Source organism: Mycobacterium sp. SP-6446 (assembly GCF_001954045.1).
In the GTDB taxonomy this organism is placed as follows: domain Bacteria; phylum Actinomycetota; class Actinomycetes; order Mycobacteriales; family Mycobacteriaceae; genus Mycobacterium.
Genome location: NZ_MBEM01000194.1, coordinates 1 through 21,286, shown reverse-complemented (window position 1 = coordinate 21,286; position 21,286 = coordinate 1). Strand labels below are relative to the sequence as shown.

The following is a 21,286-nucleotide window of genomic DNA, read 5'->3' as shown; positions in this document are numbered from 1 at the left end:
GGCCTAACCACAACACGAGTGTCAAGGATCAACCGACACAGAAACGTCAACCATCAACCGACACTGAACAGGGGCACAGAGTGCGGTCACGCGTTCGGCGCGACGGGTTTGGCCCAGGACGTCGAGACAATCAGTCAGCTTCGGGGAGAAGCGGATTCGCGCCAGGTCTGAGATCCGCGGATCGGTCTGGCGCAGGCGATGGGCGGGGACGGGTCCTGCGTCATCGCCGTGTTTGGTCGATGATCTCGGCTTTCAGGTGTTGTTGATGTAGGATGGGCGGAGGAAGCGCTCCACTACGGCGCGTTCAGTCGCGGGGTCCTTCAGCGGCCAGCACCACAGCGCAAGGAACACGCGGATCAGCCATTGCGCGGCCAGCGGGTCGGGGTGGTCCTGGCCGAGCATTTCGGAGGCGAAGGCGGCAACGACGGGTGAGGTAGTGAGCCACTCGCCGCCCGGCGCCAATTGCATTGACCGCATGAGCCGAACCAATGGATCTGAATGCATGCGTTCCAGGGCAAGGATGGTGGCGGTCACGACCCGGTCCGGTCCGGTGAGGTCCTTGATCGCTTCGCGCACCGTATCGACGATCCGGTTCGCCTGAATGGCAACAACGGCGTCACGGATGGCCGCCTTACCGCCGGCATGACGGTAGATCGTCGCTGGTGAGCAATGGACCTTAGCGGCCAAGGCCTCGATGGTGAACGCGTCGTATCCGACGCGGGAAATGAGGTCGGCGGCCGCAGCGTAGATCCGTTCGGCGGCCTCGCCGCGGCGATCCCGTCCAAGCAGCCAATCGTTCTGTGGCATCTGAAAGTGCTCCCGAGCTGTGGGCCGAAAAACCTCTCTCAGGATGAGAATTGTTGCACGTTTTTCTCAGCATAACCCGCTGGTGGTGTCGTGCAGGCGATTTGGTGGGGCGTGGGTGGTGCGACTGGGCGGTTATCAACGTTGCCGCCCACTATTGACGCTGCTCACGGCCTCTTCCAGCCTGAAAGGATGACCGTCTTGGCTGATCCGATCCAGTTCTTCGGCGCCGAGGCCATGCAAGATCCATATCCGCTCTACGACCGCATGCGCGCCGAGGCGCCGGTGCACCGCATCGGTAACTCGGAGTTCTACGCCGTGTGCGGCTGGGATGCGGTGATCGATGCGGTCAACCGGGTCGAAGACTTCTCGTCCAACCTCACCGCAACCATGGTTTACCACGAGGATGGGACGGTCGCCCCGTTCCCAATGATCGAGGCTGGAAGTCCCAACCATGCCTTGGCCACCGCCGACGAGCCGGCACACGCGATACACCGCAAAATCCTGCTGCCACATCTGTCCGCGAAACGCGTCCGCATCATTGAAGAATTCGCGGGCCACGTCGCCGAGCGCCTCTGGGACGAGAATCTGCACGAGGGGCGCATCGAGTGGATGAGCGCGATGGCCAACCGCCTGCCCATGATGGTGGTCGCCAAGCTGCTGGGCCTACCCGACACCGATGTCGACAATCTCATCCGGCTGGGCTTCGCCACCACCACGCTGCTCGATGGTGTCGTCACGGCCCCCCAGCTCGAGGCGGCAGGAGCCGCGGCATTCGAACTGTCGGGTTACGTCATGGAACACTTTGAAAAGGCAAGTGCCTTACCTGAATCCGGCCTCATTCCCGACATGGCCGCACGCTACGCCTCGGGCGAGGTGGACCAGACCGTGGCATTAGGCATCATGCTCACCCTTTTCAGCGCCGCCGGCGAATCCACGGCATCGCTTTTAGGCAGCGCTGCGTGGATTCTCGCCGACCGCCCAGAGATTCAAAAGCAGGTTCGTGAGAACCCGGAACTGCTGAATGCCTTTATCGAAGAAGCTCTGCGCTACGAGCCACCCTTCCGTGGCCACTACCGCCACGTCTGGCGCGACACGACCCTGGACGGCGTGGAGGTACCCGCCAACTCGCACCTGCTACTGATGTGGGGCGCGGCGAACCGCGACCCGGCACACTTCGACGCGCCAAACGAATTCCGTCTTGATCGCAGCGGTGCCAAAGGCCACGTGACATTCGGCAAGGGCGTGCACTTCTGTATTGGCGCCGCGCTGGCACGGCTCGAGGCCCAGATCGTATTTCGGACGCTGCTGGAACGCTCCACCTGGATCGAGGCGACCGACGTCGGAGAGTGGCTGCCCAGCATCCTGGTTCGCCGTTTGAACCGTCTCGAGTTGACCGTCGAATAGGTTGCTTACTCAGCCGATTGCGCCGCTGTCTTTGAGCGCGACAACCGGTGCGGCAGCCCGAGCCACTGGACGAGATCGTCGAAGCTGACCACGATTCCACCACCGCTGAACGTCTGCTCCGAGATAAGACAGAAGCTTTTCGTCGGATCGGTGAACTGGTCCCCGAGCGCATCGACGAGCTCTCGGTTCACCCGCATCGCGATATCCGCCCGGCGCGCGTCATCCATCGACCCATGCGGCACGCTTATCCGAGTGAGAACGCGTGGCTCGTCGCTCCTTGACTGAACCTGGCTGCCGACCGACCAGCTGCCCTCCGGCATTTCGTGGATCAGCATCCAGGTGATCGCCTGGGCCAAGGGCGATTCATCGTAGGTTGCGCCCTCGGCCTCGAGCACCTGGCGGCTGACGTTGTTGTGGAGGGTTTGCTTGGTCTCATCGTCGAGCAGGCCCTCCGGGACATACATCTCAATGAACGGCACTTCGAACCTCCCTATTGATGTTGCGGGAGCTCACTCGACACCTTGGCGGACGGGGTTCGACCAGCGCCGAAGAGTGCGAGTGCGCGATCGGCGGCGTGGCGGTCGCCGCGGAGCGTTGCCCGCCCTTGCTTGAAGAGATCTTTGGGTTTGAGTTGACCCGAAGCAATGCCCCCGAGGTCCGAAAGTGCCACCTCGAGAGTGAAATCCGGCTTCCGCGGACGCTTTTGGGTTATTTGCATGTCGCCGTCGTCGACGGTGATCCAGAACGTAATTTCGTTGTCCACACAAAACTCGTAGCAGCCGTGAACTCCCGCGGCAGCTTCGGGATGGAAGGCGGACCGGATCGCGAAGAACAGCCAATCGGGCGAAAACGTGTCGGCCTTGGTTGGGTCCAGAAACATTGCGCCCCAGGCTGCCAACGGCTGAAGGGCACGGGCTAAGGCTTTTCCTCGCGCGGTGAGGCGATACACGACGCCGCCCCGGCCTTTGCCGCTGATCGCACGCTCGATGATCCCGTCGTCCTCGAGGTTTTTCAGCCGCTCGGACAGCAGGCTGGTGCCCAAACCCGGCAAGCCGTCGAGGATCTCACCGAACCGGCGCGGGCGTATCGCCAGATCGCGCACGATCAACAGCATCCACCGCTCGCCCACTAGGTCGAGTGCCCGGGCAAGCCCGCAGTACTGGCTATAGCTGCGACGTGTCACCGATCCCACCTTACGGTCCACACGAGGACGATACTACCGGAAATCCTTGATTACTTACAAATAATGTTGCATACTTCGAAAATAGGTAGCATCCGATCCGGGGTGGTTGGACCCGCCCGAGCTAGGAACCGCCGGTGCTGCGAAGACGGCCGATCAAGGAGGACCCAAATGTCCGTAATAGCCGACACACGAACCAACACATCCGAAGAGGAAGTCGAGGTCAGTCCGTCACTGGCGCCGGACGTCATCGCCGACCACGAACCCGGTCGAACGGCAGGCGCCGTGGCGGTACGGCCCATCCCTTCGCGGGACGGCGTTATCCCAACTGTTGCCGCCACGAGGCGAGCCGTGAGGATTTCACCGCCAGATCTCCGCCCGCCGCGGCACTATCCACCGCGCTTGGACTTCCTCGATCCCTCTGAGACCGGGCGAACGATGGATCCAAGTTCCTGGCTAGTGGGCGCAAAATCAGCGACGCCACACGCAGAGGCAAATGTGTCTACTCGACGCGTGGTCATCGTCGCGGTTGGCCTTTTGTTGCTGATCGGCGGTCTGTTCGCGCTTCGCTCCCCGGTATTCCTCGGCGACTTCGACCAGTGGGGTTTCCAAATCAATTGCGGCAGCGGGCTTCACAACGCATTAGGCCAGGCCATGACCGCGGACTCGACTGGAACCCATTTCGTCGATCGATGCGGCAGCGCCATAGCGGCGCGTCGCGCCTGGAGCATCCCTCTAGCTGTGGCCGGCGGACTAATCCTCAGCGCCCTGCTGGTTAGCCCGTCGCGCGGCCGTTCAGCGAAGGACCTTCCCTAGCGGTCGCAGTCACGTCACCGGTTCCCGCGGATAGAAACCTTCTACGTGCGCAAACTGACTCGGTATTTATTGCCGAAAAAGGCCGAGTTTATTGACTTAGACGAAAGTAAAATAATTAATGACTTAGACGAAAGTTTAATAAGAATATGATTGGCAAAACCCGGTTTCATAATTAGAAATTGCGGGTACTGGACCGCCGTGTCACGCAATTCGGGGGTAACAACAGATCGAACTAGGTTTCATCGCGATCGCGCGCGCGGGGTGGCTGCCGGGGACGGCGGTCGCGCGCCCGTTGCACACACAAACAAGTACGTCGGTGCGGCGGCCGGCGTAGCCGTCGCCGTCCCGTTCATCGCATCGGTGGTGCTGGGAGCGCCGGCTGCTCGCGCTGACCTGGGCATGGGCGGGGACGGCTACCTTGGTTGCATAGACCGCGCGGGGGTTCCGCCGAAGCAAAACGCAGATGACTGGTCGCCCACGATCAACATTATTGAGTTCAATCTCAATGGCGCTTTATCCCCTGCCGAAGTAGCCCAGAGATTAACGGCCATGGGAGTCAAGCCGCACGACGCCACTGCAGAAGTGCAGTGCGTTATGACCAACCTTTGGTGACCCGGGGTTATCGCAGCTTCTGCGCGAATTCAATGATGTTGCCGTCCGGGTCGGCGATGTGCAGCGTCCTCTCGCGCCATGGCCGGTCCACCGGTCCGCTGAGGATCTCGACACCGAGGCCTTTCAACCGCTCCGCTTCCTGGTCTACGTCGTCGATCAGGAAACCGATCTCGCCGCACGGCGGGTTGCCACCCTCGCGGCCGATGAGTTCCGGAAGCTTGGACCGCTCGAAAAGCGAGAACTTGGTGTTCGCCATCTCGAACTCGACGTAGCCGTCACCCTCGATCCGTGTCTTGAGCCCTATCACGTCGCGGTAAAACGCCACTGAACGTCGGAGCGATTCGACATATTGGATGACATAGTCCACCCGAGGCATGACGTACACGGTATCGGCTCCCGAAGCGCACAGAAAGACTGCGCCGCAACCGGTTTCGCCTAGGCCCAGCTCGCGCCGCTCGTCAGCTCACTCGGCGCGGCCGGTTTCGGCCACGTCATAGCGCACCACCCGCATCTCACCGTTCGGCAGGCAGGCGGCGTAACCGTGGTACTTGCCATACAGCTCCCACGCGGCGACGTTTTCATTGGGCGGCACGTCGATCTTGTGACCGTCGGCGAACTCGAGATGGAGATCTCCGGTGTCGTACCAGACAGCGCCCGTGCATTTTTCCCCGGCGAAATCGAAGAGCGGACGCACCTGGTCCGCTGGGTCGTTCGGGTCGATTGCAACCACTTCTGCGGGAGAGGATTCGATGGCTGGCAGCGTCAGACGCATCGGTACGGTGATCACAAGCTCGTTGTAATCCTCGAAATTCAGCACCAGACCGTCGCGGAACATGATCCGCTGTACCGCACAGCCCTCAAGCCACTGCTCGATTGTTTTCTGTTCGGTCATACATTCCACTCTGGCCTCAATTTGTCACATACACAAGCGTGTGTGCCATATGCGAAACCGCCGAAATGCGCCGGGCGGAGCAGGCGCGAAAGATTCTTATGATCGTTAGTTACGCCAGGCTTGTTGTGCCACCCGACGGAAGTTCCCGCCAAGGACGGCTTGCAGGTCGGCGGCACTCCACCCGCGCCGGCGCAGGTGTTCCTCGAGCCCCAGGAAAATTTCGGGCGGCATCCATTGGATTGGGCCCCAACTCGTGTAGCTGTCGTCGAACAAGTGCGGGTTGCGCGCGAGTTCCTCGTTGAAATCGGCGAAATCGAACGAGAAGTCGGTGCTAACACCGACGTGATCGATACCGACCAATTCAATGACGTATTCAAGGTGCCGGGTCATGGCCTCGAGAGTCGGAGTGTTGGGCCCGAGAAAAATGCCGACCCCGGTGATTCCGACGACACCGCCGGTGGCCGCACAGGCGCGGGCTTGATCGTCGGTGATATTGCGCGGGTGCTCCCAAACCGCCCGCATGCAGGAATGACTATAGATCACCGGACCTCGAGAAACCTCACACATGTCGAGTCCGGTGCGGGTGCTGCAGTGCGATCCGTCCGGAACGATTCCGGCGCTGTTCATCTCGGAAACGAGGGAGCGGCCCCATGCGGTCAGGCCACCGTCGACGCCGTCCAAGCAACCACTGCCGGCGCGGTTGGCGTGGTTGTACGTCGGCAGCAGCGTGCGGACCCCGAGATCGACCAAAGTGGCCAGGTTATCGAGGTCGCCGTCGAGCGGAGCGCAGTCCTCCAGGTCGAAGACAACCGCGATGCGACCGCTACCGGCGATCGCGTCGACCTCCTGGACGCTGCCCGCCAACTCCAGGCCTGGATGCAGCTTGACCGCGCCGCGATAGTGGCGCAGCAACGCGGTCGTATCGCCCAGACTGTGCGGCGCATATCCGGCGTTGACCGATACGAGCGCTCCCCCGGCGCGCCGGTATCGGCCCAGCAGGTCGATGTCGGCATCGGTCTGCAGCGGCAGACAGGTGTGCTGCTCCCACAACAAGGTCATCAATATCGATATTGCACCAGCTTCTCGCTGCGAGGTGGATATCGCCGGTATGACCTGCGACGGACCCGATCGGGACCTGCGGGTAGCCGAGTCCGCCAACGACGGCGACCCGAGGTGAGTATGCGTAATGAGTTGCAGCCCAATCGATCCGACACCGCCGCCGACGCGCCGGAATCGCCAACCTTGTCGAAGGCGCTGTCTAGCCTCCAAACACCTCGCTGAGCAGTGGAAAGCCCGCATTCGGAAGGGTCAGGCCGGCTTCGCAGGCTGGCTCGTGTGTTTGCCTTTCGTCAGGGGTGGTAATGCCCCAAACGGGTGAGCGTGTTGGCCGGCCTACGCGCACACCTAGGTCCCGTCGGTTCAGCCCGAGAGCCGACGGGTCCGCATTTGAGCTCCTGAGCGCTTCGCATACGGCCGTTCGGCCGCGCCATCAGGAGTAGCGTGCGGCGTATGGATGGCTCGGCAGACGTGTGGATTCTCGGGGGCTACCAAAGCGATTTCGCCCGCAACCTCTCCAAAGAAAACCGCGATTTCGCGGCCTTGACCGCCGAGGTCGTCGAATGCACCCTCGCCTCGGCCAAGCTGGACGCCGCCGACATCGGAGTGGTCCACGTTGGAAATGCCTTCGGCGAGATGTTCGCCGGCCAGGGCCACCTCGGCGCGATGCCGGCCACGGTCTGCGACGACCTCTGGGACACACCGGCCGCTCGGCACGAGGCCGCATGCGCGTCCGGCAGCGTGGCGGCGTTGGCTGCGATGGCCGATCTGCGCTCGGGCTCCTATGACAGCGCGCTCGTGGTGGGGATCGAACTGGAAAAGACCGTGCCCGGCGACACCGCCGCCAAGCATCTGGGCGCCGCCGCATGGACCGGACACGAGGGCGCCGGCGCGCGGTACTTGTGGCCGTCGATGTTCGCGCAGATCGCCGACGAATACGAGCGGCGCTACGGCCTGGACGAGACCCATCTGCGGGCCATCGCCCAGCTCAACTTCGCCAACGCCCGCCGCAACCCCAATGCCCAGACCCGCGGCTGGACTGTCCCCGAACCCATCACCGACGACGACGCGACCAACCCCATCACCGAGGGCCGGCTAAGGCGCTTCGACTGCAGCCAAATGACCGACGGCGGCGCGGGAGTGGTCCTGGTGAACGACGACTACCTGCGCGATCATCCCGATGCGCGCCCAATCGGACGCATCGACGGCTGGGGACATCGCACCGTCGGGCTCGGCCTGCGACAAAAACTCGACCGCGCCGCAGACGATCCCTACGTGCTGCCGCACGTGCGGGCCGCGGTGCTCGACGCGTTGCGCCGCGCCCGGGTGACCCTCGACGACCTGGACGGGATCGAGGTCCACGACTGCTTCACCCCCAGCGAGTACCTGGCCATCGACCACATCGGGCTCACCGGTCCCGGCGAATCGTGGAAGGCGATCGAAAACGGCGAGATCGAGATCGGCGGCCGGCTGCCGATCAACCCCAGCGGGGGCCTGATCGGCGGCGGACACCCCGTCGGGGCTTCCGGCGTGCGGATGCTGCTGGACGCGGCCAAGCAAGTCAGCGGCGCGGCCGGCGAGTACCAGGTCGAAGACGCGAAAACCTTTGGCACCCTGAACTTCGGCGGCAGCACCGCCACCACGGTCAGTTTCGTTGTCAGCACCACCGAAGGCTCGTGACATGGATGTTGAGATCGTCGGCAAGTTCCTGTCCACACTGCCCGAGGACGACGACCACCCGTACCGGACCGGGCCGTGGCGGCCGCAGACCACCGAGTGGGACGCCGACGATCTCGTCGCCGTAGCGGGCGAGATCCCGCGCGACCTGGACGGCGTCTACCTCCGCAACACCGAGAACCCGCTGCACCCGGCGTTGAAGACGTACCACCCGTTCGACGGCGACGGGATGCTGCATGTGGTCGGTTTCCGCGACGGAAAAGCGTTCTACCGCAACCGCTTTGTGCGGACCGACGGATTTCTGGCCGAGAACGAGGCCGGCGAGCCGCTGTGGCCGGGGCTGGCCGAGCCGGTGCAATTGGCCAAGCGGGACGACGGCTGGGGCGCGCGCACCCGGATGAAGGACGCGTCGAGCACTGACGTGATCGTTCACCGCGGCATCGCGCTGACCAGCTTCTACCAGTGCGGCGACCTCTACCGGATCGACCCGTACTCGGCCAACACCCTCGGCAAGGAAACCTGGAACGGACGCTTCCCGGTCGACTGGGGTGTCTCCGCGCACCCGAAGGTCGACCACAAGACCGGCGAACTGTTGTTCTTCAGCTACAGCAAGCAGGACCCGTACATGCGCTACGGCGTCGTCGACCAGAACAACGACCTGGCCCACTACGTCGACATCCCGCTACCCGGACCGCGGCTGCCGCACGACATGGCGTTCACCGAAAACTACGCCATCCTCAACGATTTCCCGCTTTTCTGGGATCCGAGGCTGCTCGGACACGACGTGCACCTGCCGCGCTTCTACCCCGACATTCCGTCGCGCTTCGCGGTGATCCCGCGCCGCGGCGGCACCGACGACATCCGATGGTTCGAGGCGGACCCGACGTTCGTGCTGCACTTCACGAACGCCTACGAAGACGGCGACGAGATCGTGCTCGACGGCTTCTTCGAAGGCGATCCTCAGCCGATCGACACCGGCGGAACCAAATGGGAGAAGCTCTTTCGCTTCCTGGCGCTGGATCGCCTGCAGGCCCGGCTGCACCGCTGGCGCTTTAACCTGGTCACCGGCGAGGTCAAGGAAGAGCGGCTGTCGGAGTCCATCACCGAATTCGGCACGATCAACCCCGCCTACGCCGCCAGCGACTACCGCTACACCTACGCCGCCACCGGCAAGCCCGGCTGGTTCCTGTTCGACGGGCTGGTCAAACACGATGTGCGCACCGGCAGCCAGGAGGGATTCTCCTTCGGCGACGGTGTCTACGGCAGCGAGACCGCGATGGCGCCACGCGTGGGATCTACTAGCGAGGACGACGGCTACCTGATCACTCTGACCACCGACATGAACGCCGATGCCTCCTACTGCGTGATCTTCGACGCCGCCCGGATCGGCGACGGGCCCGTGTGCAAACTTCAACTGCCCGAACGCATTTCCAGCGGCACGCATTCGACATGGGCTCCCGGTGAACAGCTGCGGCGCTGGGACACGGCGGAGTCGGCGGCGGCCGCCATCGGGCTATGATGCGATCGGGCCGCTCACCGAGCCTGTAATACGGCAGGAAAAGTGCGAGTAGCGGCCTGCAAAATTACAGGCTCGGCGAATCGGAGTAGGAGTGGACCAGCACAAGCAGCGCCGGACGACGCATTGGCCACTGGAATTGGCGTCGATCGGCGCCCTTCGCTTCGCCCGGCGCTCGTCGAACTTCGAAGAGACAGTGCGCTTTTACCGCGAGCTGGTGGGGCTGCCGCTCTACGAGACGTTCGAGGCCAGCTACGGCAGCAACGGCGCGATCTTCGGCCTGCCCAGCTGGAACCTGACGATGGAAATCGTCGAGGCGGACGAGGACATCGCGGTGGACGGTCACGAGCAGCTGTGCCTGTACTTCCCGGACAAGCACGCCCAGCGAGCCGCGATCGCACGCCTGCAGCAGGCGGGGCAGGAGCCCGTCGAGCAGCACCCGTACTGGGAGGCGACGGGTGCGGTCACCTACCGCGACCCCGACGGACGCGAAGTCGTGTTCGCGCCCTTCGTGTTCGGCGTCAACGAACCCGACGGCAGTTCCGCCTCAGGCAAGCACGACTTCCCGCCCGCCTGAGGTTCAGCGGGGAAGCCGACCGGACGCGAGCGCGGCGATCACCGAGAAAAGCGAGCAGACCACCGCGCAACCCCCGCCGACCGCACCCACGTAAAGCCCGTAGTCGGCGGACACTGGCGGGTTGACGTTGAGCTTGTAGTACCACACCGTCAGCGCCAACAGCAGCAGCGAAATAACCAGCGCGGCAATCGAAGCGACCCGCACCGACAGCCCGCGGCCCGCCATCGCCCCGGCGACCAACAGCGTCGAGGACAGCAACACGATGAGCTGCCCCGCCCCGAACCCCCGCGGGAGTTCCAGGTTGCCGTGGGTACCGCCGATGGCGTTGGCCCAGCCGCCGCCGTTGACCGCCGTCGTCAGCCAAGGCATCCACGCGCTGACCGAGATCAACAAGGCGAAAAACGCCACCAGCCAACCGGGGTGCAGGCGGCGAGTCATGGTTTCGACAGTAATAGGACCTCGAACCACTCGTCGCTCGCCACGCGGCGTGACGACCGCGGCTAGCTCTCCAGCGACGACAAGTTGAAGATCACACCCGTCGGGTCGGTCGCCGCGGCCAGCCGACCGTAGGGGGTGTCCTCGGCGCCCCGCACCACGGCCCCGCCGTTGTCGGCGATCACGCGCAGCGTCTTGTCGACATCCTCGACCCCGAAGAAGATGCTCCAATTCGACGGCACCCCCTCGGGGAGGAAGCCGCTGCCATCCATCATTCCGAGCAACTGCTGATCACCGAATGACGCTGTGGCGTACCGGAATTCGTCTGTGTCGGAAACCTGCTCGGTCTGCCACCCGAAGACCTCGCGGTAGAAGTCGACCGCGGCGCGGTAATCGCGGGTGGTCAGTTGATGCCACACCGGGGAGCCGGCCTCACCGATCACCTCGAACCCGCGGTGCTCCAACGGCTGCCACAGCCCGAAGACCGCGCCCGACGGATCGCTCGCCAGGCCCATGTGGCCCTTGGCGGGGATCTCCATTGGCCCCATGCACGCCATGCCGCCCGCCCCAGTCGCGGCCGCCATCGTCGCGTTGACGTCGGCGGTGTGGAAGTAGGTGGCCCAGTTGTCCGGGGCGCCGAACTCGGGCCGGTTGGCCATCAGCCCGGCCACGGGGTGGCCGTCCTTGGCGGCGTTGACGTATCCCCCGTACTCGGGACCGGCGGACTCGAAGGTCCAGCCGAACACCGTGCCGTAAAAGTCCTGGGCGCGGTCGAGGTCCGACGTCGTCAAATCGATCCAGCAGGGAGCGCCCAGCGGCGCGCCGTCACGAATGGGCACGATCTCCTCCATCAGGTGTCGCAGTGCCCCGCGGTCGCGGGTTCTCACATATCGACTCGCGGCAAACCGGAAACTCATCGAGGCTTGGCTGCCAAGATCTGATCCACACCCATCCGGCCTTCCTCGAAGGCCAGGCCGCCGCCGGCCAGGTACAGCCGCCACACCCGGGCGACCTCTTCACCCTGCAACGCCACGAATTCGTCGAAGCGGCTCTCCAGCGTGTTCAGCCAATGTTCGGCGGTGCGCGCGTAGTGCTCGCGCATCGCCGCGACCGAACGGATCTCCAGGCCCGCGTCCTGCAGGTAACGCAGGGTCTGCCAGAGCGGCCGCATGTGCATGTCGGGCGCGATGTAGGCCTCGATGAACGCTCCTCCGACCGGCGCGGCATCGGCGCGCCGGGACATCTGCTGCAGCAACAGCCTGCCGCCGGGCCGCAGCGCGCGATCGAGGATCGCGATGTAACTGGGATATAGCCGCTCGCCCACGTGCTCGCCCATCTCGACGGACGCGACCGCGTCGAACGTCTCATCGCTCAGATCGCGATAGTCCTGGAGTCGGACCTCGACGCTGTCGGCCAGACCACGCTCGGCGGCGCGGGCGAGGGTGAAATCGCGCTGCTGCGCCGACAGCGTGATCCCCACGGCGCGCACCCCGTGGCGGTGCGCCGCGTGCAGGATCAGCGATCCCCAACCACAGCCGACGTCCAGCAGCCGCATCCCCGATTTGAGGTCGAGCTTGCGGCAGATCATGTCCAGCTTCGCCGTCTGCGCGTCGTGCAGCGACTGGCCCGGACGGGTGAAATACGCCGCCGAGTACGCCATGTGCTCGTCGAGCAGTAGCCGGTAGAAATCGTTGGACAGGTCGTAGTGGTGCGCGATGACGGCGCGATCGCGGCGCCGGGTATGCAGCCGGCCCGACAGCCGCGCCTCGCTGGCCGGCGCCTTGGGCGGCGGGCCGATTACCCCCAGCCGCACCGCGTGCAGCGCCGCCAGCGCCCGAGCCTGGGGCGGAAGCGTCGCGCTGGTACCGGGGCGCGATCGGGCCAGCCGCCAGGCCCGCCGCAATCCCTCTGTCAGGTCACCCTCAACATCGATGTCACCGGTCACATAGGCGCGAGCGAGGCCGAGTTCGCCTGGGCGCCACAGCAATCGGCGCAGGGCGCGCCGCGACCGCAATACCAGGACCGGGCCGTCGTCCGGGCCGATCTCGCTTCCGTCCCACGCGCGAATGCAGACGGGCGGGTCGACGCCGGCGGTGGTTCGAAGCAGATCCGCCAGGCGATTAGCGACCGGAGCCACGATCCCCGTTCAGGCGCGGATTGGGTCCGGTGAACACGGTGACGAAGTTCTCCAGGGATTCGCGGATATCGCTTCGCAGCGCCGCGGCGACGATCATGCCGATCGGACCGAACAGCGCGGGCCCACCGAGGTGCACGTCGAAGCTGACGACGGAGCCGTCGTCCTTCGGCGCGACTTTGGCCATCAGCTTGACCTTCACCCCGCCGACGCCGTCGCCGTTGAGGGTCATGCCTTCCGGCGGCTTGTAGCGCACGACCGTCCAGCGGATCCGGTTGTACATGCCCTTGACCTCGACGATCGACTCGACGACCGTGCCCTTCTCGATCTGGTCGGGTAGCGTGCTGCGCCACACCCGGTGGATGGTCAGCCACTCCCGATACCGGGAGAGATCGGAGGCATGCTTCCAGGCCTCTTCGGGCGCCAGGGGTACGTCGATTGATCCGGAGAGTTTGGCCATGCGCTCAGTTCTGTTGGTCGCCCTTGGCGGCCGAGTCGGCGGCCTTCTTGGCCTCCTCCTGCACCTTGTGGATGGTGTCGGAGTATTTGCCCTGCGTCTTTTCGTCGACGAAGTCGCCGGCCTTGTCGATCGCCTCCCCGACCTTGTCGGCGTTCTGCGACAACACGTCCTTCGCCTTGTCCAAGAATCCCATGCGCCGTTCCTTCCCCGCTGATTGCCAGGAATTCTACTTGGCAGCCCGCGGCGGCTCCCGCCACAACTGCGGTCGCACGCCGAGGATCCTGGCCCTGATCCACCACGTCGCCTCGATCGCGGCGGCACCCAGCACCCCGATGCCGAGGGCGGTCGACGTCACCACCACATTCGAGGGGTCGAGCAGGAACTTCTCCCGAGCCAGCGGGATGCTGAAGATCGCCACGTACGCCAGTCCGGAGGCAATTACTAGGCCTATCCGCCACCACTGGTAGGGACGCGCGACCACCGCCAGCACCCACAGCGCCGTCACCAGCAACGTGATCAGCGCCGCGGTCGAGGCTTGCTCTTGTTGGGCAAAGGTGGCATGGCGACCGTGGTAGGCCAGCAGGTAGGAGACAAAGGTCGCGACACCGACGATGAGTCCGGACGGGAGCGCTGACGTCAACACGCGCCGCACGAAGCCGGGTTGTGCGCGCTCGGTGTTGGGTGCGAGCGAAAGGATGAACGACGGGATTCCGATCGTGAACCATGCCGCGATGGTCACGTGGATCGGCTGAAACGGATACAGCAGCGGGTCCGCTTTGAGCGGTTTGGAAAACAGGCATTCGATGCCCACGAACAGCGCCAGCAGCACCGAATACACGGTCTTGGTCAAGAACAGGTTCGCGACCCGCTCGATGTTGCCGATCACCCGCCGGCCTTCGCCAACGACGTGCGGAAGTGTGGCAAATCGGTTGTCCAGCAATACAATTTGCGCCACCGCTCGCGACGCCGGGCTCCCGGCGCCCATCGCGACGCCGATATCGGCGTCCTTGAGGGCCAGCACATCGTTGACGCCATCGCCGGTCATCGCCACCGTGTGACCACGCGATTGCAGGGCACGGACGATGGCACGTTTCTGGTCTGGCCGCACTCGGCCGAAGGTGGTGTGCGACTCCAGCGCATCGGCCAGTTCGTCGGGCTCCGCCGGCAGTCGACGCGCGTCCATCGTCTCGCCGTGTAGCCCGAGGCTGTTGGCGACGGCGCCCACCGATACCGCATTGTCACCGGAGATGACCTTGACCGAAACGCCCTCGGCAGCAAAGTAATCCAGGGTCTTACGAGCGTCCGGCCGCACCTTCTGCTCAAGTACCACCAGCGCGACCGGCGTGACTTTGCCCGGAGCGTCCGGATGATTCACCGCCACCGCGCAGGTACCCAGGAGAAGTACCCGAAGCCCCTGGGCGCCGATACGGTCCGCCTGCTCCGCGGCTGCCGACGCCGGTTCGAGCAGCACATCGGGCGCGCCGATCACCCAGTTGCCGTGGTCGCGATAGGACACGCCACTCCACTTGGTGGCCGACTTGAAAGGCGCGGTCGCGGTGGCGATCCAGCCGGGCGGCTGGTCATAGGCCTCCGCGATCGCCTGCATGCTCGCGTTGGGGCGCGCATCGGCGGCGGCCAGCGAGGCCAGCGCATAAGCGACGGATTGTTCCGCCGGGCCGAATTGCTCGACGCCGGAGATCCGCATGCCGCTTTCGGTCAGCGTGCCCGTTTTGTCGGCACAGACCACGTCGACGCGGGCCAACCCCTCGATCGCAGGCAATTCCTGCACCAGGCACCGGCGCTGACCGAGCCTGACGACGCCCATCGCGAAGGCGACCGAGGTCAGCAGGACAAGGCCTTCGGGCACCATGGGCACCAGCGCGCCCACCGTCCGCAGCACGGACTGCCGCCACCCGGCATGCGTGGTGAAGAATTGGGTGTAGATGGTCAGCAATCCGGCGGGCACCAACACGTAGGTGACGAACTGCAGAATCCGGTTGATGCCGTTGCGCAGTTCGGATTTAACCAGGGTGAACTTGCTGGCTTCCTCCGCGAGCTGGGCGGCATACGCGTCCGGGCCGACCTTGGTGGCGCGGTATGCCCCGGTGCCGGCGACGACGAAGCTGCCCGACATCACCGCGTCGCCGACGTCCTTGTCGATAGCGTCCGACTCGCCGGTCAGCAGCGATTCGTCGACCTCCAGGTTCTCCTTCTCGAGGATCTCGCCGTCCACGACGATCTGATCCCCGGGACCGAGCTCGATGACGTCGTCGAGCACCACGTCGCTGGGTGGCAGCGCTCGTGTCCCGGATTGCCTGCGCACCAACGGTTTCGCCTGTCCGATGATCGCCAGCTTGTCCAGCGTCTGCTTGGCCCGGATCTCCTGCACCGCGCCGATGACGCTGTTGGCGATGATGAGCAGGCCGAACAACCCGTTGATCGCCGAGCCCGTCGCCAACACGATCACCAGCAGCACGCCCAGAATGGCGTTGATACGGGTGAAGACATTGGCCCGAACGATGTCCGCGACGCTTCGTGCGGCACGTTGCCGAACAGCGTTGGTCGCGCCTTCGGCCACCCGCTGCGCCACCTCGGCAGCGGTAAGGCCTTCGATCACGGACGAGCACATCGGTTAAACGTCCCCAGCTTGTTTGCGTCGTAATATTCGAGGTTCAGCGTGTTTCCGGCGAAGGTTGCCTTGGAAACCGTTCCGGGCGGGGCATTTTCGTTCGTCAGCGCGAAGGTGAAGGTGTCGCCGTCCCAGTGGGTCAGGGTGAACTTCTGGTTTTTCGGCCCGAGCTCGAGCTGCAGGACACCGTCACGTTCGCTCACGATGGCCGGGCCCCAGTAGTCATTGCTGTACGTTCCCGCGTAATCGCTCAGCGGCCTCGCCGGTGCGGGGTTGGCCGGGGGTTTCTTGCCGACCAGCGAACCCTCAGGGTTGTTGATCGGGGCGATCGCGTTCTTGTACACCGACGCCCAGTCTTCGCGAATCTGCCCGTACTGCACCAGGTCCATGAATTGCGCGGTCAGCGTCTCCGGCACGCCGAACGGCGCGGCGTTGGTCAGGGCGATGATGGCGAGGTCCTCGGACGGCATCACCACGAAGTTCGTCGATTCCCCCAAGGTGAACGCGCCCGAATGGCTGTACGTCGTGCGGCCCGACGAGTTCACCGACACCGCGAACCCGTGGCCGTAGAAACTCGCCCGCGACTTCGGCGTCGTCGGGGGCCTCGAGACGGCCTGCGGGGTAACGGCGGGCAGCAGCGCCTCCGGCGAGGTGATCCGCTGCCCGTTGTACGTCCCGTTGGCGAGCAACATCGTCAACCAGCGGGCCATGTCGTTGACCGACGAACTCACCCCGGCGGCGGGAGACTGCGGATCAGGATCCCGCTGAAACCGCGGCTCCCACTTGTCGCCGACTTTGACGTGGTTGACGGCGCGGTTGGGCCGGGCCAGGAAGTCGGCGAACCGCGAACTTGTCGACGCCATCCCCAGCGGGCGATAGAGCACCTCGTCGGACAGGTCCGCCCACGGCTTGGCTGCGGCGGCCGCGACCGCCTCGGCGGCGGCCGTCAGCCCAAAGTTGGTGTAGGCGTAGCTGATTCGGAAGGGCTCCAGCGGCAGATACCGCAGCCGCTCGAGGGTCTGGCGGCGGTCGTAGTCCAGATCCTCGAGCCGGTCACCGGCGTGGTCGGACAGCCCGGAGCGATGCGAGTACAGGTCGGCGACGGTCACGTGGCTACTGACGTAGGGATCGGACAGCTCGAACCACGGCAGCTTGGAGACGACGGGCGTGTCCCAGCCGATCACGTTGTCCGTCACTTCATGCGCCACCACCGTCGCTCCGACCGACTTGGAGATCGACGCCAGCTGGAAGACTGTGTCGGCGTCGACCTTGTTGCCTCGGCCCTCGCCCTTGCTTGCGTCTTTTACGCCGAATCCCTTGGCGTACAACGTCTTTCCACTGCGAACGATCGCCACTGCCATGCCCGGGACACCGGAGTTCTTCATCAGGTCGTTCACCAGGCCGTCGACCTTGGCGACGGCGCCGTCGATACGGCCCGCGGGGATGTCCAAGCCCGAAAACTCATCGGGCGACGCGTCGGACAGCGGGCTCGATGCCGGGGCGGGCCCACATCCCGTCAGCGCCAGCAAGGCCACCACGACAGCGGCCGTTGCCGCGCGTTTCGTCATGGCCGCAAACTTTAGCCCCGGCGGCTACCGGATCAGAGCCGCCACCACGGGTTGAATCGGGTGAGCCCGGACGGATCGATGCGCTGCCCCGGCGCGGGGACGGCCACCTTGACATCGGCGGCTTCGGCGGCCGCGAGCAGGCGTTCGACTGGTTCGGCCCACGGGTGCGGGGCCAGCCGGAAGGTGCCCCAGTGGATCGGGACCAGCAGTCCCGACCCGGACACCGTCACATCGAGATGAGCGCGGACCGCTTCCTCGGGGTTCATGTGCATGTCCGGCCACGCCGGGTTGTAGGCCCCGATGGGCAGCAGGGTCAGGTCGAACGGTCCGTGGTCGGCGCCGATCTGCGCGAAGCTCTTCGTGTAGCCGGTGTCGCCGCCGAAGTACGCGCGATGGCTCGGGCCGACGATGCCCCACGACGCCCACAGCGTGGTGTTGCGGTCCATGAACCGCCCCGAAAAGTGGCGCGCCGGCATGCAAATCAGGGTCAGCTCGTCGACCTTCCTGCTCTCGTTCCAGTCGAGTTCGACGATGCGGTGCTCGGGTATGCCCCACGAGCGCAGGTGGGCGCCGACGCCGAGGGGCACGAAGAACGGGGCCCGCTGCGTCCGGGCCAGCGCCAGCACGGTGTCGATGTCGAGGTGGTCGTAGTGGTCATGGCTGATGACGATGGCATCGAGGGCGGGCAACGCTTCGAGCGCTATCGGCGGTGGATGCAGTCGCTGCGGGCCGACCACGTCGGACGGGGAGCATCGGTCGCTCCATACCGGATCGGTGAGCACCCGGTAACCGTCGATCTCCAGCAACGCCGTGGAGTGGCCGAGCCAGCTGACCGCGAGCCGGCCGGGGTCGCCTTCGAACAGTCGCGGCGCGGCCAGCGGGATCGGCGCCGCCGGGCGGCTCCTGTTGCGTCCCCCCACGAACTCCCACGCGATCATCCCCAGCTGCTCGCGGTCCATATTGATCGTGGCCGGGTCGATGTTGACGAAGACGCCGTCGCGATAGTTCGGCGACCGCTGCACCACCGCCCGGATCGAGGCCGGATGGGCGCCCAGCGCCGCCGGTGCGCCGTGCAGGGCGCGCAGGGCCCAACCGCCAGCCGCCAGTGTGGCCGTGCCGGCGGCCAGTCGTAGCGCTGCACGGACCATGACGGTCAGGCTCCCTGGAACTTCGGCGGTCGCTTCTCCACGCGGGCGATCTGCGCCTCGATGACGTCCTGGCTCGCCCAGGCCTTGTCGAACAGTTCCTTGTGCTCCGGCCACGCCTCCTCGATGGAGCCGTCGTCGTTGAGCACCCGCTTGGCGTGCTGGATCGCCAGGGGGGCCAGGCCGGCGATCTCGGCGGCCCAGGCCTGAGCATCTTCGAGGTTGCCGATGCGGTTGGCCATCCCGGTCTGCAGCGCCGTCTCGGCGGTGAGCTTCTCGGCGGCTAGCAGCATCGCGCGGGCCCGGCCGTGGCCGACGAGCGACGCAAGCCGACGGATGCTCCAGTTATCAAGGGCGAGACCGTATTTCGACGTCGGAAACTGGAAAAAGGCATCGGGCGCGACGACCCTGAGGTCACATTGCATGGCCAGCTGCAGGCCGGCACCGATGGTGGGCCCATTGATGGCGCCGATCACCGGGATCGGGGCGGCGTCCAATACCTTGTGCAGCTCGATGAGCCGGTCGGGGTAGTCGGCGGCGAACGCGTCGCCACTGAGGTCCGCGCCGGCGCAGAAGGCCGTGCCCTGACCGGTCAGGACAATCGCGCGGATTGACCCCGCTGCCGCCTTCAACACGGCCTCCCGCAGCTCCTCGACGAGCTGGGAGTTCAGGGCATTGCGACGCTCGGGGCGCTGCAGCTCAATCGTCATGACGGCTTCGGCCTGTGTGACACCGATCATGGGGCCCAGCCTATATAGCCGCTTTGTATATAGCCTCGTCGCGTGAGTCGTATCACGACCGAGCAGCTGCGCGACGCGGTCCTGGACGAGGGCTCCTTCGTCAGCTGGGACCGAGAGCCGCTGGCCGTGCCGGTGACCGACTCGTACGCGCGAGAGCTTGCCGGCGCCCGCTCCGCCACCGGCCTGGACGAATCGGTGCTGACCGGCGAGGGGCGCGTGCACGGGCGCCGGGTGGCGGTGGTCGTCTGCGAGTTCGGCTTCCTCGCCGGCTCGATCGGCGTGGCGGCGGCCGAACGGATCACCGCCGCGGTGGAGCGGGCGACCGCCGAGCAGCTGCCGCTGCTGGCCTCGCCGAGCTCCGGCGGGACCCGCATGCAGGAGGGCACCGTCGCGTTTCTGCAGATGGTGAAGATCGCGGCGGCCGTGCGGCTGCACAAACGGGCGGGCCTGCCCTACCTGGTCTACCTGCGCCATCCCACTACCGGCGGGGTCTTTGCCTCGTGGGGTTCGCTGGGCCATGTCACGGTCGCCGAGCCGGGCGCCATGATCGGCTTCCTGGGGCCGCGGGTGTACCAGCTGCTCTACGGCGAGCCGTTCCCGGCTGGGATTCAGACCGCGGAGAACCTGCAGCGACACGGGGTGATCGACGGCGTCGTGCCGCTGGATGGGCTGCGGCGCATGGTCGATCGCGCGCTGACGGTGATCGCCGATGCGCCCGAGCCGCCCGTTTCGCCGCAGCCGGCCGATCCGATCCCCGACGTGCCGGCGTGGGAGTCGGTGGTCGCATCGCGGCGACCCGACCGGCCGGGCGTCGGCCACTTGCTGAGACACGGAACCACCGACCGGGTGCTGCTCTCCGGCACTGGTCAGGGCGAGGCGGCGACGACGCTGCTGGCGTTGGCCCGGTTTTGCGGTCAGCCCGCGGTCGTGCTCGGCCAGCAGCGGGTCACCGGCGGGCTGGTCGGGCCCGCGTCGCTGCGAGAGGCCCGGCGCGGCATGGCGCTGGCCGCCGAACTGCGCCTTCCGCTGGTCTTGGTGATCGACACCGTCGGCCCCGCGTTGTCGGCCGACGCCGAGCAGGGCGGGCTGGCCGGCCAGATCGCCCAGTGCCTGGCCGAGCTCGTGACGCTGGAGACCCCGACGGTGTCGGTACTGCTGGGCCAGGGCAGCGGCGGCCCCGCGCTCGCGATGGTGCCCGCCGACCGGGTGCTGGCCGCGCTGCACGGCTGGCTGGCGCCGCTCCCGCCCGAGGGAGCCAGCGCCATCGTATTCCGCGACACCGCGCATGCGCCCGAACTCGCTGCGGCCCAAGGCATTCGGTCGGCCGAGCTGGTGCGGTCGGGCATCGTCGACGTCATCGTGCCGGAATACCCCGACGCCGCCGACGAGCCCGTTGAGTTCTCCCAGCGACTGTCGCGCGCCATCGCTGCCGAACTGCACGCGCTGCGTGGAATTGCCGATGCCGAGCGCCTGGCCGCGCGGTTGCAACGTTACCGCCGCATCGGATTGCCTTGAGCCGCTTAGGCGGTCAGCGACACATAACCAGTTGCGAAGACACGCCGGGTGGATTCAAGGTTTGGTTGCAACAGGGGTTTGTGGTGGGGCTGACAGTAGTCGATCGAGGATTTGGGCGGGGCT

Annotated in this window: 21 protein-coding genes; 6 read left to right on the top strand and 15 right to left on the bottom strand. The window is 65.6% G+C overall.

The genetic code is table 11. From position 1 onward, the window contains the following. Nucleotides 1–252: 252 nt before the first annotated feature. A complete protein-coding gene (locus tag A5736_RS17875) occupies nucleotides 253–807 on the bottom strand; it encodes a TetR/AcrR family transcriptional regulator (protein WP_076247724.1) in 555 nt (184 codons plus the stop codon). Nucleotides 808–996: 189 nt separating this feature from the next. On the opposite strand from A5736_RS17875, the gene A5736_RS17870 reads away from it, so the two are divergent. After that, nucleotides 997–2,211, top strand: coding sequence for a cytochrome P450 (locus A5736_RS17870; RefSeq protein ID WP_076247722.1), 1,215 nt, complete (start codon nucleotides 997–999; stop codon nucleotides 2,209–2,211). A gap of 5 nt (nucleotides 2,212–2,216) precedes the next feature. Here the strand turns inward: A5736_RS17870 and A5736_RS17865 are convergent, their stop codons facing one another. Together A5736_RS17865 and A5736_RS17860 are read right to left on the bottom strand one after the other, a co-directional pair. Further along, the gene (locus tag A5736_RS17865; RefSeq protein ID WP_076247720.1) at nucleotides 2,217–2,690 is read right to left on the bottom strand and encodes a hypothetical protein; all 474 of its coding nucleotides are present in this window, start codon (nucleotides 2,688–2,690) and stop codon (nucleotides 2,217–2,219) included. An 11-nt stretch (nucleotides 2,691–2,701) separates the two neighbouring features. Beyond that, entirely contained in the window at nucleotides 2,702–3,340 is a 639-nt protein-coding gene (locus A5736_RS17860) for a winged helix-turn-helix transcriptional regulator (RefSeq protein WP_083667532.1), read from the bottom strand. 564 nt (nucleotides 3,341–3,904) lie between these two features. On the opposite strand from A5736_RS17860, the gene A5736_RS17855 reads away from it, so the two are divergent. Beyond that, on the top strand, nucleotides 3,905–4,207 hold the full coding sequence (locus A5736_RS17855; protein ID WP_233148124.1) for a hypothetical protein: 303 nt from the start codon (nucleotides 3,905–3,907) through the stop codon (nucleotides 4,205–4,207). 619 nt (nucleotides 4,208–4,826) lie between these two features. On the opposite strand, the gene A5736_RS17845 is transcribed toward A5736_RS17855, so the two are convergent. The 3 genes from A5736_RS17845 to A5736_RS17835 form a co-directional block, all read right to left on the bottom strand. Then, a complete protein-coding gene (locus tag A5736_RS17845) occupies nucleotides 4,827–5,195 on the bottom strand; it encodes a VOC family protein (RefSeq protein ID WP_076247716.1) in 369 nt (122 codons plus the stop codon). A gap of 87 nt (nucleotides 5,196–5,282) precedes the next feature. Further along, nucleotides 5,283–5,711, bottom strand: a complete 429-nt coding sequence (locus A5736_RS17840) for a DUF6188 family protein (RefSeq protein ID WP_076247714.1) — start codon at nucleotides 5,709–5,711, stop codon at nucleotides 5,283–5,285. Nucleotides 5,712–5,816: 105 nt separating this feature from the next. Continuing rightward, nucleotides 5,817–6,770, bottom strand: a complete 954-nt coding sequence (locus A5736_RS17835; protein ID WP_076247712.1) for a dipeptidase — start codon at nucleotides 6,768–6,770, stop codon at nucleotides 5,817–5,819. Between the two features lie 450 nt (nucleotides 6,771–7,220). Here A5736_RS17835 and A5736_RS17830 point away from each other — a divergent pair, with 450 nt between their 5' ends. From A5736_RS17830 to A5736_RS17820, 3 genes are all read left to right on the top strand, one after another. Continuing rightward, nucleotides 7,221–8,447 (top strand): acetyl-CoA acetyltransferase, encoded by a 1,227-nt coding sequence (locus A5736_RS17830; RefSeq protein ID WP_076247710.1) that lies wholly within the window; start codon nucleotides 7,221–7,223, stop codon nucleotides 8,445–8,447. Between the two features lies 1 nt (nucleotide 8,448). Further along, nucleotides 8,449–9,963 (top strand): carotenoid oxygenase family protein, encoded by a 1,515-nt coding sequence (locus A5736_RS17825; protein WP_076247708.1) that lies wholly within the window; start codon nucleotides 8,449–8,451, stop codon nucleotides 9,961–9,963. A 91-nt stretch (nucleotides 9,964–10,054) separates the two neighbouring features. After that, the gene (locus tag A5736_RS17820) at nucleotides 10,055–10,537 is read left to right on the top strand and encodes a VOC family protein (RefSeq protein ID WP_076128726.1); all 483 of its coding nucleotides are present in this window, start codon (nucleotides 10,055–10,057) and stop codon (nucleotides 10,535–10,537) included. A gap of 3 nt (nucleotides 10,538–10,540) precedes the next feature. On the opposite strand, the gene A5736_RS17815 is transcribed toward A5736_RS17820, so the two are convergent. The 9 genes from A5736_RS17815 to A5736_RS17775 all read right to left on the bottom strand — a co-directional run bounded on the left by A5736_RS17815 (nucleotide 10,541) and on the right by A5736_RS17775 (nucleotide 19,648). Next, entirely contained in the window at nucleotides 10,541–10,975 is a 435-nt protein-coding gene (locus A5736_RS17815; protein WP_076247706.1) for a hypothetical protein, read from the bottom strand. A gap of 62 nt (nucleotides 10,976–11,037) precedes the next feature. After that, nucleotides 11,038–11,811: a VOC family protein gene (locus A5736_RS17810; RefSeq protein WP_076247728.1), complete on the bottom strand. Its 774-nt coding sequence runs from the start codon at nucleotides 11,809–11,811 to the stop codon at nucleotides 11,038–11,040. A 74-nt stretch (nucleotides 11,812–11,885) separates the two neighbouring features. Further along, entirely contained in the window at nucleotides 11,886–13,109 is a 1,224-nt protein-coding gene (locus A5736_RS17805) for a cyclopropane-fatty-acyl-phospholipid synthase family protein (RefSeq protein ID WP_083667530.1), read from the bottom strand. After that, entirely contained in the window at nucleotides 13,093–13,566 is a 474-nt protein-coding gene (locus tag A5736_RS17800; protein WP_076128723.1) for an SRPBCC family protein, read from the bottom strand. The genes A5736_RS17805 and A5736_RS17800 overlap by 17 nt, the downstream gene beginning before the upstream one ends. A 4-nt stretch (nucleotides 13,567–13,570) precedes the next feature. Beyond that, complete coding sequence (locus tag A5736_RS17795; RefSeq protein ID WP_076128721.1) at nucleotides 13,571–13,759, bottom strand: antitoxin; 189 nt, start codon at nucleotides 13,757–13,759, stop codon at nucleotides 13,571–13,573. 33 nt (nucleotides 13,760–13,792) lie between these two features. Next, nucleotides 13,793–16,195: a cation-translocating P-type ATPase gene (locus A5736_RS17790; protein ID WP_076247704.1), complete on the bottom strand. Its 2,403-nt coding sequence runs from the start codon at nucleotides 16,193–16,195 to the stop codon at nucleotides 13,793–13,795. Then, a complete protein-coding gene (locus A5736_RS17785; protein ID WP_076247702.1) occupies nucleotides 16,180–17,763 on the bottom strand; it encodes a serine hydrolase in 1,584 nt (527 codons plus the stop codon). Before A5736_RS17785 ends, A5736_RS17790 begins: the two co-directional genes overlap by 16 nt. A 32-nt stretch (nucleotides 17,764–17,795) precedes the next feature. Then, on the bottom strand, nucleotides 17,796–18,911 hold the full coding sequence (locus A5736_RS17780; RefSeq protein ID WP_076247700.1) for an MBL fold metallo-hydrolase: 1,116 nt from the start codon (nucleotides 18,909–18,911) through the stop codon (nucleotides 17,796–17,798). Between the two features lie 5 nt (nucleotides 18,912–18,916). Next, the gene (locus A5736_RS17775) at nucleotides 18,917–19,648 is read right to left on the bottom strand and encodes an enoyl-CoA hydratase (protein ID WP_076247698.1); all 732 of its coding nucleotides are present in this window, start codon (nucleotides 19,646–19,648) and stop codon (nucleotides 18,917–18,919) included. Nucleotides 19,649–19,690: 42 nt separating this feature from the next. On the opposite strand from A5736_RS17775, the gene A5736_RS17770 reads away from it, so the two are divergent. Beyond that, nucleotides 19,691–21,163, top strand: coding sequence for a carboxyl transferase domain-containing protein (locus A5736_RS17770; protein WP_076247696.1), 1,473 nt, complete (start codon nucleotides 19,691–19,693; stop codon nucleotides 21,161–21,163). Nucleotides 21,164–21,286 lie beyond the last annotated feature (123 nt).

What these genes read in the sequence shown, in the direction of transcription:
- A5736_RS17870 (WP_076247722.1), top strand. Translation starts at nt 997, where the DNA reads ATGACCGTCTTGGCTGATCCGATCCAGTTCTTCGGCGCCGAGGCCATG.
- A5736_RS17825 (WP_076247708.1), top strand. Translation starts at nt 8,449, where the DNA reads ATGGATGTTGAGATCGTCGGCAAGTTCCTGTCCACACTGCCCGAGGAC.
- A5736_RS17875 (WP_076247724.1), bottom strand. Translation starts at nt 807, where the DNA reads ATGCCACAGAACGATTGGCTGCTTGGACGGGATCGCCGCGGCGAGGCC.
- A5736_RS17785 (WP_076247702.1), bottom strand. Translation starts at nt 17,763, where the DNA reads ATGACGAAACGCGCGGCAACGGCCGCTGTCGTGGTGGCCTTGCTGGCG.
- A5736_RS17815 (WP_076247706.1), bottom strand. Translation starts at nt 10,975, where the DNA reads ATGACTCGCCGCCTGCACCCCGGTTGGCTGGTGGCGTTTTTCGCCTTG.
- A5736_RS17790 (WP_076247704.1), bottom strand. Translation starts at nt 16,195, where the DNA reads ATGTGCTCGTCCGTGATCGAAGGCCTTACCGCTGCCGAGGTGGCGCAG.
- A5736_RS17795 (WP_076128721.1), bottom strand. Translation starts at nt 13,759, where the DNA reads ATGGGATTCTTGGACAAGGCGAAGGACGTGTTGTCGCAGAACGCCGAC.
- A5736_RS17800 (WP_076128723.1), bottom strand. Translation starts at nt 13,566, where the DNA reads ATGGCCAAACTCTCCGGATCAATCGACGTACCCCTGGCGCCCGAAGAG.
- A5736_RS17830 (WP_076247710.1), top strand. Translation starts at nt 7,221, where the DNA reads ATGGATGGCTCGGCAGACGTGTGGATTCTCGGGGGCTACCAAAGCGAT.
- A5736_RS17775 (WP_076247698.1), bottom strand. Translation starts at nt 19,648, where the DNA reads ATGATCGGTGTCACACAGGCCGAAGCCGTCATGACGATTGAGCTGCAG.
- A5736_RS17780 (WP_076247700.1), bottom strand. Translation starts at nt 18,911, where the DNA reads ATGGTCCGTGCAGCGCTACGACTGGCCGCCGGCACGGCCACACTGGCG.
- A5736_RS17835 (WP_076247712.1), bottom strand. Translation starts at nt 6,770, where the DNA reads ATGACCTTGTTGTGGGAGCAGCACACCTGTCTGCCGCTGCAGACCGAT.
- A5736_RS17845 (WP_076247716.1), bottom strand. Translation starts at nt 5,195, where the DNA reads ATGCCTCGGGTGGACTATGTCATCCAATATGTCGAATCGCTCCGACGT.
- A5736_RS17840 (WP_076247714.1), bottom strand. Translation starts at nt 5,711, where the DNA reads ATGACCGAACAGAAAACAATCGAGCAGTGGCTTGAGGGCTGTGCGGTA.